The 16,295-nt window shown below is 40.2% G+C and carries 14 protein-coding genes; 4 read left to right on the forward strand and 10 right to left on the reverse strand.

Annotated features, from left to right (window positions below; genetic code table 11):
* Positions 1-189: 189 nt before the first annotated feature.
* Positions 190-822 (reverse strand): TetR/AcrR family transcriptional regulator, encoded by a 633-nt coding sequence (locus SJ312_RS09085; RefSeq protein ID WP_110592267.1) that lies wholly within the window; start codon positions 820-822, stop codon positions 190-192.
* Positions 823-1,194: 372 nt separating this feature from the next.
* Between SJ312_RS09085 and SJ312_RS09090 the strand changes: the two genes are divergently transcribed.
* The gene (locus SJ312_RS09090; protein WP_004260566.1) at positions 1,195-2,412 is read left to right on the forward strand and encodes a Tm-1-like ATP-binding domain-containing protein; all 1,218 of its coding nucleotides are present in this window, start codon (positions 1,195-1,197) and stop codon (positions 2,410-2,412) included.
* Between the two features lie 12 nt (positions 2,413-2,424).
* Positions 2,425-3,252: a phosphoenolpyruvate hydrolase family protein gene (locus SJ312_RS09095; protein WP_110592269.1), complete on the forward strand. Its 828-nt coding sequence runs from the start codon at positions 2,425-2,427 to the stop codon at positions 3,250-3,252.
* 75 nt (positions 3,253-3,327) lie between these two features.
* Here the strand turns inward: SJ312_RS09095 and SJ312_RS09100 are convergent, their stop codons facing one another.
* The gene (locus tag SJ312_RS09100; RefSeq protein ID WP_243750220.1) at positions 3,328-4,050 is read right to left on the reverse strand and encodes a hypothetical protein; all 723 of its coding nucleotides are present in this window, start codon (positions 4,048-4,050) and stop codon (positions 3,328-3,330) included.
* Between the two features lie 170 nt (positions 4,051-4,220).
* On the reverse strand, positions 4,221-5,117 hold the full coding sequence (locus tag SJ312_RS09105; protein ID WP_136133972.1) for a diaminopimelate dehydrogenase: 897 nt from the start codon (positions 5,115-5,117) through the stop codon (positions 4,221-4,223).
* Between the two features lie 199 nt (positions 5,118-5,316).
* On the opposite strand from SJ312_RS09105, the gene SJ312_RS09110 reads away from it, so the two are divergent.
* Positions 5,317-6,663: an MATE family efflux transporter gene (locus SJ312_RS09110; RefSeq protein ID WP_004260574.1), complete on the forward strand. Its 1,347-nt coding sequence runs from the start codon at positions 5,317-5,319 to the stop codon at positions 6,661-6,663.
* A 208-nt stretch (positions 6,664-6,871) separates the two neighbouring features.
* The gene (locus SJ312_RS09115) at positions 6,872-8,194 is read left to right on the forward strand and encodes a serine dehydratase subunit alpha family protein (protein ID WP_319867475.1); all 1,323 of its coding nucleotides are present in this window, start codon (positions 6,872-6,874) and stop codon (positions 8,192-8,194) included.
* An 87-nt stretch (positions 8,195-8,281) separates the two neighbouring features.
* On the opposite strand, the gene yjiA is transcribed toward SJ312_RS09115, so the two are convergent.
* The 7 genes from yjiA to SJ312_RS09150 all read right to left on the reverse strand — a co-directional run bounded on the left by yjiA (position 8,282) and on the right by SJ312_RS09150 (position 16,184).
* Positions 8,282-9,250 (reverse strand): GTPase, encoded by a 969-nt coding sequence (gene yjiA, locus SJ312_RS09120; RefSeq protein ID WP_153673140.1) that lies wholly within the window; start codon positions 9,248-9,250, stop codon positions 8,282-8,284.
* A gap of 22 nt (positions 9,251-9,272) precedes the next feature.
* Entirely contained in the window at positions 9,273-9,476 is a 204-nt protein-coding gene (locus SJ312_RS09125) for a YbdD/YjiX family protein (protein ID WP_004260586.1), read from the reverse strand.
* Between the two features lie 101 nt (positions 9,477-9,577).
* Positions 9,578-11,731, reverse strand: a complete 2,154-nt coding sequence (locus SJ312_RS09130) for a carbon starvation CstA family protein (protein WP_153673139.1) — start codon at positions 11,729-11,731, stop codon at positions 9,578-9,580.
* Between the two features lie 429 nt (positions 11,732-12,160).
* Positions 12,161-12,616 (reverse strand): hypothetical protein, encoded by a 456-nt coding sequence (locus SJ312_RS09135; protein WP_004260591.1) that lies wholly within the window; start codon positions 12,614-12,616, stop codon positions 12,161-12,163.
* A gap of 221 nt (positions 12,617-12,837) precedes the next feature.
* Positions 12,838-14,016 carry a formate-dependent phosphoribosylglycinamide formyltransferase gene (purT, locus tag SJ312_RS09140; RefSeq protein ID WP_110592272.1) on the reverse strand — a complete coding sequence of 393 codons (1,179 nt, stop codon included), beginning with the start codon at positions 14,014-14,016 and terminating at the stop codon, positions 12,838-12,840.
* Positions 14,017-14,137: 121 nt separating this feature from the next.
* Positions 14,138-15,064: an EamA family transporter RarD gene (rarD, locus tag SJ312_RS09145; protein ID WP_319867477.1), complete on the reverse strand. Its 927-nt coding sequence runs from the start codon at positions 15,062-15,064 to the stop codon at positions 14,138-14,140.
* Between the two features lie 172 nt (positions 15,065-15,236).
* On the reverse strand, positions 15,237-16,184 hold the full coding sequence (locus SJ312_RS09150; protein WP_110592274.1) for an aminoimidazole riboside kinase: 948 nt from the start codon (positions 16,182-16,184) through the stop codon (positions 15,237-15,239).
* Between the last annotated feature and the right edge of the window lie 111 nt (positions 16,185-16,295).

A 16,295-nucleotide genomic window follows, 5' to 3' on the forward strand; every position in this document is an offset into this window, starting at 1 on the left:
TAACCATTAAGTCTTTTTATATCCCTAATTTATATCATATTATTTAAGCCATATAGCTTTAGTTTTTATTTATTTATCACTCTAGTGATATCCACCAACATTTATCTATTTATTAGGTTTTGATCTTATTATTTTAACTTGGTCTGAAAAAATCTTTTTAACTTAGACTGACACGGTACAGTGATAAATTTATTTTTTTCTCTTTATGTTATCAGCATGAGCTTGGTTCATAACCGCTTTGGACATCCATTGTGCTAATTGTGTTACTTGAGCATCATCCATTTTCCAAATATCTTTTAGTACTAAAAATATTTCAGAACCATAAATAACAGAAAAGGCACGAATCACTTTATCAATAATTTCTTGCGGATATTCTGATTTCATTGGCGATGTGACCATTGCAAGAATTTCTTTACGATTACCCCGTTCTAGACGCTTATCTTTAATGCTTTGTGGAGCTGCTCGCCCCTGTGCCCACTGCTGTAATGATACTTGCAGCGCGGCTCGCAAAACACCTTCATGTTCAAACATACGTGGAAAAGCATAGGTTAATAGCTCGTCAATACGCTCTTCGGTTTGCTCACTTTGCGGGCGCCAAGTTAAAATAGGACCTAAACTTTCATTAACCGTTGCGGTAATTAAATCGGCTTGTGTCGGAAAATAACGATAAGCTGTCGCACGAGAAACTCCCGCCTCAAGTGCCAACTCCGAAACAGAAGGCATCGCCCCTTTTTCAAATAAATCTAAAGCCGTCTTAATCAACAATACATAGGTTCGTTTTCGTGTCCCTTTGTATTCTGAATGTGAATTAGTTTTAGACATTAATTTATCCTTAAAATACTGTCACTTACTATAAAATGAGTTAGAGCTCATGAAAACATATAAGTGTGAATAGGTAAATGCACTTGGTTGATGATTTAAAGAAATTATTCATAAAGGTGATTTAAAAGTAATAGCAAAAATCATAACAATCACAATTATATCTTTTAAATATCCAAATATACTCAAAATAGCTCAGGTCTATAAATAATAATTTATACTATTTTATCAATAGGATAAAAACATTATCAGTCAATAACGTCATAATAAACCAAAAATGAGACTGCAATCTCATTTTACAATCAACCGCAATGATACTATAGTCTCATTATGATGAAAAATTCAACGCTCGTTTTACTCTGAAAGGGTTTGTATATGAAAAAACATCCGGGTTTTATTTATATTGTAACGACGCTTGACACTAAAAGTGCTGAACTATTTTATGTTAGTGAATTAATCAAAAACGCCGGATTGGCGGTACGTACTGTTGACCTGACAACACAACCAACGCAATTAGAAAAAAACGCAGATATCAGCGCACACACTGTCGCAAGTTTTCATCCACTTGGTACTGAGGCCGTTTTCTGTGGTGACCGCGGTAAAGCCATTGAAGCTATGGCACACGCTTTCAGCCTTTATCTTGCTGCACAAACAGATGTTGCCGCTATTCTTGGTTTAGGTGGTTCGGGTGGAACCGCACTCATTACACCCGCCATGCAAGTATTGCCCGTAGGTATTCCAAAATTAATGGTTTCCACAATGGCATCAGGGGATATTTCTGGTTATATCGGCGCGAGTGATATTTCGATGATGTACTCCGTCACTGATGTATCAGGTTTGAATATCATTTCCCGCAAAGTATTAAAAAATGCTGCTAATCAAATAGCAGGAGCTGTTTGGTTTGACGACGAAGAACAACCGCATGACTTAAAACCAGCAATTGCACTAACCATGTTCGGAGTAACGACCCCATGCGTACAGCAGCTCACAACAGAGTTAGAGGCGCAATATGACTGTCTAGTCTTCCATGCGACTGGCAGTGGTGGCAAAGCCATGGAAAAACTGATTGATAGCCAGTTATTACATTCTGTTTTAGATATTACAACCACCGAAGTATGTGATTATTTATTTGGTGGGGTATTAGCGTGTGATGAAGACCGTTTTGGTGCCATTGAACGCACTCAAACCCCTTGCGTGATGTCTTGTGGAGCTCTCGATATGGTGAATTTCGGCCGCCCTTCGACTGTGCCCGAACACTACCAAAATCGCTTATTTTATCATCACAACGCTCAAGTCACTTTAATGAGAACGACCAAAGAAGAAAATCAGCAAATGGGTCGTTGGATTGCAGAAAAATTAAATCGTTGTAATGGTGAAGTGCGCTTTATCATCCCAACAGCAGGCTTTTCAGCATTAGATGTTGATGGTGCTCCATTTTGGGATCCTATCGCAGATCAAGCCTTCATTGATGCTTTAACAGCAAATTTAATAATAACAGAGAAAAGACAACTTATTTTGAGTCCTTATCATATTAACTCCACAGAGTTTTGTGACCAGGTTATTCAGCTTCACCAGGAAATTTTGAACAAATAATAGAGGTTAACTATGAAACATAACCGCGCAGATTTATTAAAAAAATTTAGAGACATGATTGCTCGGGGAGAACCAATCATCGGTGGTGGTGCAGGAACAGGGCTATCGGCTAAATGTGAAGAAGCAGGCGGTATCGATTTAATCGTTATCTATAACTCAGGCCGTTACCGCATGGCAGGTAGAGGTTCACTTGCAGGCTTATTAGCCTATGGCAATGCGAATGAAATCGTTATGGATATGGCAAAAGAGGTTTTACCCGTAGTAAAACATACTCCTGTCCTTGCGGGTGTGAATGGAACAGACCCATTCTGCCAATTCGATAAATTCCTCGATGACATCAAAGCAACAGGCTTCGCAGGAGTACAAAATTTCCCTACCGTCGGCTTAATTGATGGCAATTTCCGCGCCAATTTAGAAGAAACAGGAATGGGCTATGGGTTAGAAGTTGAGATGATCCGTCTCGCTCATGAGAAAGATTTGCTCACTACGCCTTACGTTTTTAGCGCTGAAGATGCCATTGCGATGACTCAAGCTGGTGCCGACATTATTGTGCCACATATGGGGCTAACGACTGGGGGTAATATTGGAGCAGAAACCGCCCTGACGCTCAAAGATTGCGTTCCACTAATCAATGAATGGGCAAAAGCGGCAAAATCAGTACGCGAAGATGTGATTGTTCTGTGCCACGGTGGCCCAATAGCCACCCCTGAAGATGCTGAATATATTTTAGCCAACTGCCCTGATTGCCATGGTTTCTATGGTGCCAGCTCAATGGAACGTTTACCAACAGAAGTGGCATTAACCGCCACCACACAAAAATTTAAATCAATTACACGTTAGTTTTTTTACTTTATATTTTGCCAACACCAGGCGCCTACTTCGGTAGGCGTTTTTTTATCTTTCTAGCCACGAAAGTTACTTCCCTTTTTCCTGGTAAATAGAATGCCCTTTGCATAAGAAATGTGTTAGACAAGCCATAAATATAGGCATACCAAAGTAGAGCACGCCAAAGGCAAAAGCCACATGGGGTTTCTCCGGGAATTCACCACCGCTAGAAATACTCGAATAATAGTCAATCGACCTTAAATATTCAGGCGTTAATCCGCCATAAGGCACGAGGAAAGATAAAATTAACACCGAGAAAATACAGAACATAAAATTGAGTGCCATTAATGCTGAATAGCCCATATTTTCTGAACGTTCTTGCTCTGTTCGGCTGGTTAAACCAAAAAGCATTCGATTGGCAACAGTGGCACTGTATAAATATAAAATTAATGGGGAATCACCTAATACTGACATATTGATGGCCAGTGCAAAAAGACCATAGAAAAGAGCAAATAACGTTAATACTCGCCAATCACGAAATACCGCCATAAAGACGCCCGAGTGAACTAAAATAAATTCAAAAATCAGGATCAACGTCAGGTTATAAATAATTTCTACCGTATAGTATTCAGGAAAAAACCATACAGATAGAATAAAACCAACATAAAACAATGAAAAACCGTAGTTTATTATTTTAGAAAAAGCACGAATAATACTGAAAGAATGCGGGTTCTCCTTCACACTTTTTACTGAAGATTGTTCTGGGAAAAAACCTTGGTTTTTATCTTTCCCATTCCTTGGTGGTTTTACCATTAGCTCACTCCATCTCACCAATATCACTTTATTAATAAGCTACTTGATCACACAAAAAATAAACAGTGGCTAAAGTCTGAATGGCAGGTTCAAAGCGAGGTAAAGTGTAAGAAATATCGACAAGATGGCATGAACGAATAAATGTCATGCCACAGATAGATTAAATTTAATTAAACCAGTTTGGCGATCAGCGTATCTAAATCACCTTGTAAGAAATTCACTGGTGGAATTTCAATCACTGTATATGCGCCTGCTGCTTGTTTCATCGTCGCTCGTGCGGCAGAAACCATAAATTGAGAAGTCAGTGCAGGGTTATTAATGCGCATTGAATATTCGAACAACTGGTTATGTGTTGCCCCTGAAACCCCTTTATGAGTCATGTGCACACCGTGCCCAACATCTTTTAATGCATCAATGCTATCCACCTGACGAATATGTGTTTCATCAGAAGAAAAGTAGCTGTCTGCTTTAATCGCTTGAGCCACCTCATCGAACTTAGCGCCTCCGTCTAATTCAACATAAACCATACGACGATGAACCCCTGTTCCTAATGGAATTGTGACAGAAAGGGCATCTTTTACGCCATTGATAGCTTTAGCGGCCACACTGTGTCCCATACTCATCCCTGGACCAAAATTCGTATAAGTTACCCCTTTTGGTGCCATTGCTAGCATCAATGTACGCATAATCGAATCCGAGCCAGGATCCCATCCGGCAGAAACAACCGCCACGCTATTATGCTGTTTCGCAACGTCATCTAAGCTGTGTTTTAGCGCCACAATATCTGAATGCACGTCAAAACTATCAACCGTATTAATACCGAGGCTCAAAACTTTAGCTGCTAATGGGCCGATAGCACGCGTTGGTGAACACAAGAGTGCAACATCCACTTTCCCAAGTTTTTCAATATCATCAACCACTTTATATCCAGAAAGCTCAGCAGGAATATCTTGCGTATTGCGACGAACTACCCCGACTAACTCAAAATCCTCAGCGGCCAGAACAGCTTCTAGTGCATAGCGACCAATGTTACCGTAGCCCACTATTGCTGCTTTAATTTTTGTCATTTTTGCTCCTATACAGTTCTGATGTTGCTCATTAAATTATTTATAGCGAAATTGAATTTAACAGAATAATTAAAAGTAAACAAAACATTAGCCTAATTAAATCAGACGCATTTTAACCCTATTTTCATTGTTGAAATCCATGTAGAATTAGCCCATCAGAAAGCTTTCCCTATCATTCATGAATATATAAAGGTTCTCAATGCATCAATCCGATGTGACTGAGCGGTCACTCTTTTCGCTCAGCTGGCCAATTTTTATCGATATTTTTCTTCATTTGGCCACATTATTAATTAATACCTACATGGTTAGTCACGTGTCTACAGCCTACCTTGCTGCTATGGGGGTGGGAAACCAAGTGTTTGACCTATTTATCACTATTTTTAACTTTATCAGTGTGGGGTGTAGCGTTGTTATAGCCCAATACCTAGGGGCAGGCCGCCGAGAAAAAGCCAGCCAAGCGATTCATATTTCAATCGCGTTTAACTTTATTCTTGGTTTTTCCAGCGCATTAGTTGCGTTATTTTTTGGCTATAGCATTCTAACTATTATGAATATGCCATCGCATTTAATGGCTGATGGTTATACTTATTTACGTATTCTAGGGATTTGTTTAATCCCTGAAGCGATTTCAATTATTTTAGCGGCATGCTTGCGGGTTTATGGTAAAGCGCAACCCGCAATGTGGGTCACATTAATCGCTAATGTGATTACAGTATTTGGTAATATCATTGTGCTTTATGGTTTCTTCGGCTTACCACAATACGGCCTTGAAGGCGTTGCTTGGTCAACAGTCGTTGGGCGTATTGTTGCCGTTATTTTACTTTTCTGCCTACTGTTTTATGGGCTGAGAATTAAATTTGTCCCAATGATGTTAATACACTGGTCACGGAAAATGTTGGGTAAGATTTTACATATTGGATTACCCTCTGCGGGGGAAAATCTTGTGTGGATCCTCCATTTTATGACCGCATCTGCGTTTATCGGCCTTATGGGGGAAACGTCTCTTGCGGCACAAACGCTCTATTTCCAATTGTCATTGTTTATCATGCTGTTCGGGATCTCTATCAGTATTGGTAATGAAATTATGGTTGGCCACCTTGTTGGAGCAAAACGCTTTGAAGATGCCTTTAGGCGCGGTGTAAAAAGCCTTAAAATGGGTTTTTACGTAACAATTGGTGTCGTTATTGCCTTTTGGTTATTCCGTGATCCTATCTTAAATAATATTACTGATGACCAAGGTATTATTAAGGTACTGCTGCCATTATTTTTACTTTCGGTGTTCTTAGAGCCCGGCAGAACAATTAATATCGTGATGGTAAATGCCTTGCGTGCCTCTGGCGATGCTCGCTTTCCTCTGTGTACCGCTATTATTTTTATGTGGGGCGTCGCTATCCCATTAGGCTACTTCTTAGGCATAAAAATGGAGATGGGCCTCTTAGGTATTTGGTTAGGTTTCTTTGCTGATGAATGGTTGCGCGGCTTAACCAATGCATGGCGCTGGCGTTCACGTAAGTGGCAAAGTAAGCGTCTTGATGTAGAAAGCTAATCTGTGCAGTTATCACTCAGTCCTGCCGAATATTATAGGCAGGACTTTTGTGACTAAGCTCAAAGTTAGAAATTTTTCATTTTTATAATTCAAATTAGAGATAATATTTCTCTCCACTCTCTTTAAATCCCCTAACTTAGTGAAGTTTTTCTCCAGACTGTTGTTTAAAATAATAAAATCAAAAAAGATTTTATTAAGGGGACTTGCCATGCATGCTCAATCACAACCACTACTTTGGCAATATTTTATCAACGCAGTAAAGCAAGAAGTAAAGCCTGCCTTAGGTTGTACTGAGCCAATTTCATTGGCATATGCTGCCGCCAAAGCGGCTTCATTTCTTGATGGCAAAGTGACCCGAGTCTGTGCTTTCGTTTCCCCTAACCTCATGAAAAATGGTATGGGCGTAACCGTACCCGGAACAGGAATGGTTGGTCTACCCATTGCTGCAGCCCTTGGTGCAGTTGGCGGTGATGCTGAAGCAGGTTTAGAAGTATTAAAATCAGCATCTGCGGATGCCATTGCATTAAGTAAAACCATGTTAGCACAAGGGGCTATTACCGTTGATATTAAGCACCCTTGCGACGATGTTATCTACTCCGAAGCCACGGTATATACCCAAACGGAATCCGCAACCGTCATCATTGCAGGGTCACATACGAATATTGTTAAAATTATTCATAACAATCACACCGTATTTGATGCCACAACGGCTCAACCTCACCATGAATCTCCAATTGACTGCGCAGCTGACGTCCCACTACCGCCAGTCACTGCTAAGTCTGTGTATCAATTTGCCACCGAAGCGCCTTTAGAGGATATTCGTTTTATTCTTGAAGCCGCGCATTTAAACGAAGCCTTATCTCAAGAAGGTTTACGCAATGTTTATGGCTTACATATCGGCAAAACATTACAAACCCAGCGAGACCGTGGTTTGCTTTCAAAAGACTTAATGTCAGAAATTATGATCCGTACCTCCGCGGCTTCTGATGCACGCATGGGAGGGGCTGTGTTGCCCGCAATGAGTAATTCAGGGTCAGGTAACCAAGGTATTGCAGCAACCATGCCCGTGGTTGTCACGGCTGATTATTTGCAATCTTCTGAAGAGCAACTGGCTCGAGCCTTAATGTTGTCACACTTAATGGCGATTTATATTCACAATCAGCTTCCTGCATTATCGGCACTATGTGCTGCGACAACAGCAGCTATGGGGGCTGCTGCAGGCATCGCTTGGTTACTAGAATCCCGCTATGAAGTCGTCGCAATGGCAATTTCCAGTATGATTGGTGATGTTAGTGGTATGATTTGTGATGGTGCATCAAACAGTTGTGCAATGAAAGTGTCAACCAGTGCGAGTGCCGCTTATAAAGCCGTGCTAATGGCATTAGATAATAGCTGTGTCAGAGGGTCGGATGGTATTGTTTCTGATGATGTCGACCAGTCCATTGCCAATTTATGTTCTTTAGCTGCGGGTTCTATGAGACATACTGACGTGCAGATTATTGAAATTATGGCCGCTAAAGCGCGTCCTTAACGCCGTAGCGTTGTTAGCTACATTCGCCAACCCTAGGCCACATACTTGTGTATGCTCCTAGGGGTTGGCTTTTTTTTTTGAATTGCTCTATTTTGAATTAACTTCTAGGGCTGCGAATTTTTCACGAATTATATCTTCTGGTAGATCAATACCAATAAACACTAATACACTGCGGCGTTGTTCATCAACTTCCCAGTCTCTATCCCAATCCGCACTATAAAGACGCTGAACACCTTGGAATAATAAGCGCTTTGGCTCATTCACAATGGAAAGGATCCCTTTATAGCGCAGTAAATTATCTGCAAAACCAAGTAATAATTCTTCCATTACCTGAGAAACCGCCATCAGTTCAACCGGGTAATTAAATTCGAGAACAATCGAGCCCACTTCATTTTGTTGTTTAGGGGCGAAACGGAATGTCGGTTGTTTAACATTCAATTGTGAATCCAATAAAAAACCGTCGATATCTAATAACATACTCAGGTCAATATCACCGTGAATGACGGGGTAAATCGGTGCCCTTGCATTAATTCGTTGTAAACGTTCAATTAAAGCTTCATTATTTGGCTCAATATCAGTTTTGGTCAATAAAATACGGTCTGCGTAGCCAATTTGCGCTTGAGCAATGGCGAAATCATTTAATTGTTTATCAGCGTGAACTGCATCCACTAATGTAATAATACCATCTAATACATAACGTTCGCATAGGACTTCATGGGAAAAAAAGGTTTGCGTGATCGGCCCGGGATCTGCCATGCCAGTGCATTCAATAACCAGACGGTCAAAGTCTAATTTTCCACTATCAAGGCCATCTAATAGGTCTAATAAGGCATTTTCTAATTCATTCGAACGGCTACAACAAATACACCCATTACTTAATGTAGTAATTTGTGTCGCACGATCACCAATTATTGCGTTATCAATGGGGACTTCACCGAACTCATTTTCAATCACTGCGATTTTATGACCATGCTCAGCATGAAGAATATGGCTAAGGAGAGTCGTTTTACCTGCGCCGAGAAAACCGGTTAAAATTGTTACGCTAATAGGTTTCATTATTGCCCTCACACTTCATTGATTAACAGCAGCGAAATCCGCCTTTACCACTACCACCATACCGTGCATCTTGTCTTTCGCGAAAAAATTCTTTATATGTCATCACAGGTTTATCTGGGTGATTATCACTCATATGCTGCACATATGTATCATAATCAGGAATACCAATTAACATACGTGCGGCTTGCCCGAGGTATTTTCCTGTTTTGCCGAGATTTCCAAACATCAGCCTCTCCAATACAAATGCCCTACATCATGAGCACATAATGTAGGGCGACCTTTCATTTATTGAACACCTTTCGATGTTCAAATCCGTTGAAGGGTGACTTAATGTGAAGATGAAACTTTCACGCCCTCTTCAGGTACAGGAACATAAGGTGTTTCTTTGTCTGTACGCTCTGGGTTTTTGTGTGCTTTCATCCCAACACGGATACCGTAGAAAATGATACCGTAAACAACCACTAAGAATAGAATACTCAGCCCAGCGTTGGTGTAGTTATTAATAATAATGTGATTCATATTAGTAATTTCCTGTGCAGTTAACTCTGCACCACCTGCCGCAATCTTATCTTTATAAGATTTAGCTAAATATAGGAACCCTTCCAGTTGTGGATTATCACTGAATAATTTCAGTCCTAATGCCCAAGTTGTACAGATTAATAGCCATACCGCAGGTAAGACAGTCACCATAATGTATTTACTGCGTTTCATCTTAATCAATACAACTGTACTTAAGACTAAAGCAACCGCAGCTAACATTTGGTTCGAGATACCGAACAGAGGCCATAGGCTCTTAACACCGCCCAGTGGGTCAACAACACCTTGATACAATAAGTAACCCCATAACCCAACACAGCCCGCTGTACCGATGATACCCGCAACCAGTGAATCGGTTTTCTTCAAGAACGGAACAAAGTTACCTAATAAATCTTGCAGCATAAAGCGGCCAGAACGGGTTCCTGCATCCAATGCGGTTAAGATAAACAGAGCTTCAAACAGAATACCAAAGTGATACCAGAAACCCATATTTGCCGCAGGCATGATTTCATGGAAAACATACGCAATACCTACCGCTAATGTCGGCGCACCACCTGCACGGTTTAACACCGAAGGCTCACCAATATCTTTCGCTGTTTGCATGATTTGCTCAGGTGAAATCACAAAGCCCCATGAACTCACTGTAGCGGCTGCATGAACAGACACATCTTTGAGCTGAGCCATGATAGCTGCGCCATCTGGACCACCCAGTTCATGTAAGTTAGGCATAGTAATACCCAACGCCGCAGGTGGTGTATTCATTGCAAAATACAAGCCTGGTTCGATAATAGAAGCCGCTACCAGTGCCATAATCGCAACAAATGATTCCATTAACATTGCACCATAACCGATGTAACGCGCATCTTTTTCGTTTGCTAATAACTTAGGTGTTGTCCCTGAAGAAATAAGCGCATGGAAACCGGATACCGCACCACAAGCAATGGTAATAAATAAGAATGGGAATAGAGTACCTTTCCAAACAGGACCGGAGCCATCAACAAATTGCGTAACGGCTGGCATTTTTAATTCAGGGTTTAGAATAACGATACCAATCGCTAAACCAACAATAACCCCAATTTTCAGGAAGGTCGCTAAATAGTCACGAGGCGCTAAAATTAACCATACAGGTAATAATGCTGAAACAAACGCATAACCGACTAACGCATAAGTAATCGTCGTGTCTTTGAATGTCAGTGCTGGGCCCCAGTATGGGTCATGAGCAATCACACCACCAAACCAAATGGAAGCAACTAACAGAACAATACCGATAACAGAAACTTCACCTACGCGTCCCGGCCGGATATATCGCATATATATCCCCATAAACAATGCGATAGGCACTGTCGAAACAACGGTAAAGACACCCCATGGGCTTTCTGCCAAGGCTTTCACCACAATCAATGCTAATACAGCAAGGATAATGATCATGATTAGGAAGCACCCAAAGAGCGCTAGCGTTCCCGGAATTGGGCCAAGCTCCTCTTTAACAATTTCCCCTAATGATGCACCATTACGGCGTGATGAAATAAATAACACCATGAAATCTTGCACCGCACCGGCTAACACAACCCCAGCTAGTAACCATAAGGTACCGGGTAAATAGCCTACTTGCGCCGCAAGAACGGGTCCGACTAATGGCCCAGCCCCTGCAATCGCGGCAAAGTGGTGACCAAATAGAACATTTTTATTTGTCGGAACATAGTTTAAACCATCATTATTAATGACGGCTGGGGTCGCACGTGTTTCGTCCAGCTTCATCACTTTCTTAGCAATATATAAGCTGTAATAACGATATGCGATGAGATACACCGCCACAGAAGCGACGACAATCCACAGCGCACTAATGTGCTCACCGCGTCTGAGTGCAACAACCCCTAAACAGACTGCACCGATTATCCCGAGGATCATCCACGGAATGTGCTTTAAAATACCATTTTTGTTCATAGAACACCCTTCTGAGGTAAAACGAACATGCCATTGATTTTGTATTAACCATCTTAAAAAACGATATCGCTGTGTTTTCGTTGCTTATCATTTATCGTTGATGGTTTTTTAATTGGCAGTGGTTGAACTGTATTGAATTAAAAAATTGAGCTCTGCCATGGTGTATATGGTATGAAATTACACTCAGCAAATGACTAAAGTTATGCTAAGTGGTGCCATATAGAATTAAGCGGTTTGTTTTTTACTTTAAATGGTTTTAAGGAAGGGAATATGAGGTCAAAAATGTGATCCACATAACGATTCTGATTTGTTTTCAATAAGTTAAAAAATGTAACTCATATGAATAAAATGAAGTTTATTGTAAACAAATTTCACTAATAACGTGAAATCTCAAAGTTAGGTTATCTAAAGCTTTATAATATCTATGTGCTATTGGCGTGTAATTGTTGTCCATTTACCACCAACCCACCAACTGTGTTCACCATCTGTTTGCGTTTCACATCCGATACCGACTTTCGCTTTCCCTGCTTCAAAGGGATACGCGCAATCATAAATTGCATCAACCACGATTTCCCCAGTAATTGCGTCTGCAAAACCAATTTTATTTTCTTTGCGAATTCGATATACCCCGTCTTGCGCTTCATCAGGCCAATTATCAAAATAGTAAAGTTGATAAATCTCTTGTCCTTTTTGGTCAAAAACAGCTAAGCCTTTATTCGATGATTTACCTAAGCAATACTTAAATGAAGATTGTTGCTCAAAACACTCGATTTTATCTTTTTCGTTCTCTACCCATAAACTGAATTGTTGTTCAAGATTTTGCGCTGTTGATAAAAAAGATATTAATCCTAATGACATTAAACCAACTACATAATGAATCATCATAACTTTCCTTATTCTACTTTTATGCCTACTAAGTGATAAGACGCTAAGCTCATCAACTTTGCTCTATTAAATACTCGCTTAATTAAAGATAGCGGATATCTATTTCAGTGAAACTAGGAATAAAGGTAAATAAAGTCTTATATGAAGATAATCTCAAAGTTAAAATTAAAGTATACAAGCGCTCACTCACTTAGAGTCATTGAGCGCAAAATTCATCAAGATCAACCAGAAACACACACTGTATTCGCGGTTTTCTTAGCCATATCTAATGCATTTTCAATAGAATCCGCAATCGCCAAAGCCACACCTAACCGACGAGTTCCTGCAATTTCAGGTTTACCAAATAACCGTAATTGGGTGTCAGACCCCAAAGCAGCACCAATATTTGAAAAAACCACATTTTGGCTTTGTAAATTAGGTAAAATAACCGCTGAAGCACTCGGCCCATATTGACGGATCACGCCAATTGGGAAACCAAGAAATGCACGAACATGTAATGCAAATTCAGATAAACTCTGCGAAATAAGCGTCACCATCCCCGTATCATGGGGACGAGGCGAAACCTCATTAAAAATGATATCGTCACCACATACGAATAATTCAACACCAAATATTCCATAACCTCCTAGAGAGGTTACAATTTTCTTGGCAATGTCTTGCGCTTTTTTCAACGCAGCCTCACTCATGTACTGCGGCTGCCAAGACTCACGGTAATCCCCTTTTTCTTGTCGGTGACCTATAGGCGCACAAAAGTGAATACCATCCACTGCACTGACTGTTAACAATGTAATTTCAAAATCAAAATTAACCATTTTTTCAACAATTACACGCCCCTGCCCTGCTCGCCCACCTTGCTGGGAATAATCCCAAGCCTGATCTAATTCTGCTCGAGAGCGGATCACACTTTGTCCCTTTCCTGATGAACTCATCACAGGCTTAACAATACAGGGAAACCCAATTTTTTCTGCCGCTGCAATAAAATCGGGTTTACTGTCTACAAATTGGTACTCTGATGTTGGCAATTTCAACTCTTCTGCCGCTAAACGACGGATCCCTTCTCTATCCATAGTAAGTACAATGGCTTTCGCAGATGGAACCACTTTTTGTCCTTGCTGTTCAAGCTCCATCAATACCTGTGTCGCAATCGCTTCAATTTCAGGCACGATAATATCGGGTTTTTCCAGAGAGACTATTTGCTTCAGCGCTTCGCCATCAAGCATGTTTATCGTATAACTGCGGTGTGCAATATGCATCGCTGGCGCATTATCATAGCGATCAACCGCAATAACTTCGATGCCCAATCGTTGACATTCAATCGCAACTTCTTTGCCTAACTCTCCAGCACCTAACAGCATGACTTTTGTTGCAGATTTACACAGCGCAGTACCTAATTGATTCATGATTGATGACCTTACCGACAAAAAGTTGATACCAATTATATACGCAATCGTTTGCTTTTACTATCAAGGAAAAAACACTATAAAAAAAATTTCATAATCGATTGATAATAATAATTATTATTTAATCTAATGGTGTTTTATCGCGCCCAGTAATAAAGGGGTCTTTGTGAGAAAATTTAATATACTGTTTGCGTAAAATAGCTAATACACAAAACATTAAACCAATCCAAATAAGTGAAAAACTAATACCTTTGACCCAATCAAAGAGCTCATTAAATAAAAATACGGCCAATAAAAATTGAATTGTTGGTTCTATATATTGCGCTAAACCAATCACCGTTAATGATGTCCGTTTAATCGCTGCGGTAAAAAAGAGCAAAGGAATTATCGTGACAGGCGCCGCTAACATATAAAGAACTTTAATTTGCCAATCTCCTTGCGTCACGGCACTTAGACCATGAGATGCTAACCACCAAGTGATCGCTATTGCAATAGGAAGCAACCAAAGTGCTTCTAGAAATAAAGACGTAATCACATCAAATCGAATAAATTTACGGATTAACCCATAGACTGCAAAAGCACTCCCCATTACTAACGCTAAAATAGGTAATTCACCATACTGCCAAATTTGGTAACCGACCCCCGCACAAATAAAAATAACAGCCATTTTTTCTGCAAAAACAAGCCGTTCGCGAAGGAACAAAACACCAAGTAAAATAGAAAATAATGGGTTAATAAAATAGCCAAGACTAGCAGCTAACACCTGCCCGTGGGTTAATGCATAAGTAAATGTTGTCCAAGATATCGCCATAACCGACGAACTAAATAAACACAGGATTATCGACTGTTTGTCAGACCATACCTCACGCCATAAAGATTTATTTTTGATAATTAAGCGAACAAGAAAAAGTATAGGTACAGACCAGATAAGACGTTCTGCAAGTAGCTCTAAAGGTTCCGCACCGGGAAGTAAACGATAAAATAATGGTGTTATTCCCCATAAGATATAGGAAAAAATAGCAAGAGCTACTCCCGAGCGAAGCAACATGATTTATCCACAATAAAATCTGATTAAATAATATTAGCTACTTATCATACGCCAAAATGCAAAAAATAAAACTTGCCACCACCATAATATAATTTGAATTATATCAAGTATTCTTAAACTAAAAGGTAACTATATCGCTACCTTTTAGTTGCTCAATACACATATATTCTTATCAAAAAACATCGCGTTGATGTAATGGCGGTTGCTGCTGCATAAATACAAATAATTCCTGTTGTGTCGGAGCCGCAGCGATAGCGCCTTTTTTAGTTGTCGCTAATGCACCACAAGCCGTAGCTTGCGAGATGACCTTCATCAATCCCTCTTTTTCGTTGACTAGCCCATATTGTGAGATGGCCGCCAATAACCCTGCCATAAATGCGTCACCTGCACCAGTAGTATCAATACTTTCAACTAAATAAGCACTTACGGCTATTTGAACTGAGGGGGTGAACACCTGACAACCTTTAGCACCTTGAGTCACAATTTTTAATTGAGCAGGGTAATTTTGCAATTTAGCTATGGCATTCTCAAAACGACTTTCTTGCGTTAACCACAGCAATTCATCATCCGAAAGTTTTAAAATATCTGCTTGTTTTGCAAAATTATCAACAATTTGGTGCATTTCGTCGGGATCTGACCACATTTGCGGACGAATGTTAATATCAAAGCTCAGTAACCCGTCAGCGAGCTTGAGTTGTTCGATAGCTGTCGATAGTGATGCTCTGCATTGATGGTGCACCAGAGCTAATGAGCAAAAATGCAAAATATCATTACCAAATTGCGGTAAATTATTTATCGTTAAAAATTGGTCGGCCGAAGGAGAAACTAAAAAAGAAAATTCACGTTCTCCATTTTCGTGTAACGAGACGAGAACAGTACTTGTTTTATACTTTTCATCAAACTCCATCGCACTAGTATCAACCCCTATATCAAATAGGGTTTTCTGCATAAAATGCCCAAAAGCTTCTTCGCCGACTCGCCCAATAAAACCACTGTTTTGCCCTAAGCGTGCAACACCCGCGGCAACATTCACAGGTGCTCCACCAGCACAAGCTTCATATTGCATGTTTTGAAGGGGGATTAAATCAATGACAGCATCCCCTAATGCCCAAACTTTCATTATGTCTCCTTTGCGAGTTTTATATTTTTAACCTTCATTCTTATTCATAGCTAGCACATTACCAACTCATAAAAATAAAACTAGTAAACGCAAACTGTTAACGTTAACATT

The sequence above is a fragment of the Providencia sp. CIM-Carb-044 genome, from assembly GCF_033901115.1.
Taxonomy (GTDB): Bacteria; Pseudomonadota; Gammaproteobacteria; order Enterobacterales; family Enterobacteriaceae; genus Providencia; species Providencia hangzhouensis.

Bases quoted from the DNA above. Each gene is read 5' to 3' on its own strand.
- SJ312_RS09095 (WP_110592269.1), top strand. From the start codon at position 2,425: ATGAAACATAACCGCGCAGATTTATTAAAAAAATTTAGAGACATGATT.
- SJ312_RS09090 (WP_004260566.1), top strand. From the start codon at position 1,195: ATGAAAAAACATCCGGGTTTTATTTATATTGTAACGACGCTTGACACT.
- SJ312_RS09110 (WP_004260574.1), top strand. From the start codon at position 5,317: ATGCATCAATCCGATGTGACTGAGCGGTCACTCTTTTCGCTCAGCTGG.
- SJ312_RS09130 (WP_153673139.1), bottom strand. From the start codon at position 11,731: ATGAACAAAAATGGTATTTTAAAGCACATTCCGTGGATGATCCTCGGG.
- SJ312_RS09115 (WP_319867475.1), top strand. From the start codon at position 6,872: ATGCATGCTCAATCACAACCACTACTTTGGCAATATTTTATCAACGCA.
- SJ312_RS09125 (WP_004260586.1), bottom strand. From the start codon at position 9,476: ATGTTTGGAAATCTCGGCAAAACAGGAAAATACCTCGGGCAAGCCGCA.
- SJ312_RS09135 (WP_004260591.1), bottom strand. From the start codon at position 12,616: ATGATGATTCATTATGTAGTTGGTTTAATGTCATTAGGATTAATATCT.
- SJ312_RS09150 (WP_110592274.1), bottom strand. From the start codon at position 16,184: ATGAAAGTTTGGGCATTAGGGGATGCTGTCATTGATTTAATCCCCCTT.
- rarD (WP_319867477.1), bottom strand. From the start codon at position 15,064: ATGTTGCTTCGCTCGGGAGTAGCTCTTGCTATTTTTTCCTATATCTTA.
- yjiA (WP_153673140.1), bottom strand. From the start codon at position 9,250: ATGAAACCTATTAGCGTAACAATTTTAACCGGTTTTCTCGGCGCAGGT.
- SJ312_RS09085 (WP_110592267.1), bottom strand. From the start codon at position 822: ATGTCTAAAACTAATTCACATTCAGAATACAAAGGGACACGAAAACGA.
- SJ312_RS09105 (WP_136133972.1), bottom strand. From the start codon at position 5,117: ATGACAAAAATTAAAGCAGCAATAGTGGGCTACGGTAACATTGGTCGC.
- purT (WP_110592272.1), bottom strand. From the start codon at position 14,016: ATGAATCAATTAGGTACTGCGCTGTGTAAATCTGCAACAAAAGTCATG.
- SJ312_RS09100 (WP_243750220.1), bottom strand. From the start codon at position 4,050: ATGGTAAAACCACCAAGGAATGGGAAAGATAAAAACCAAGGTTTTTTC.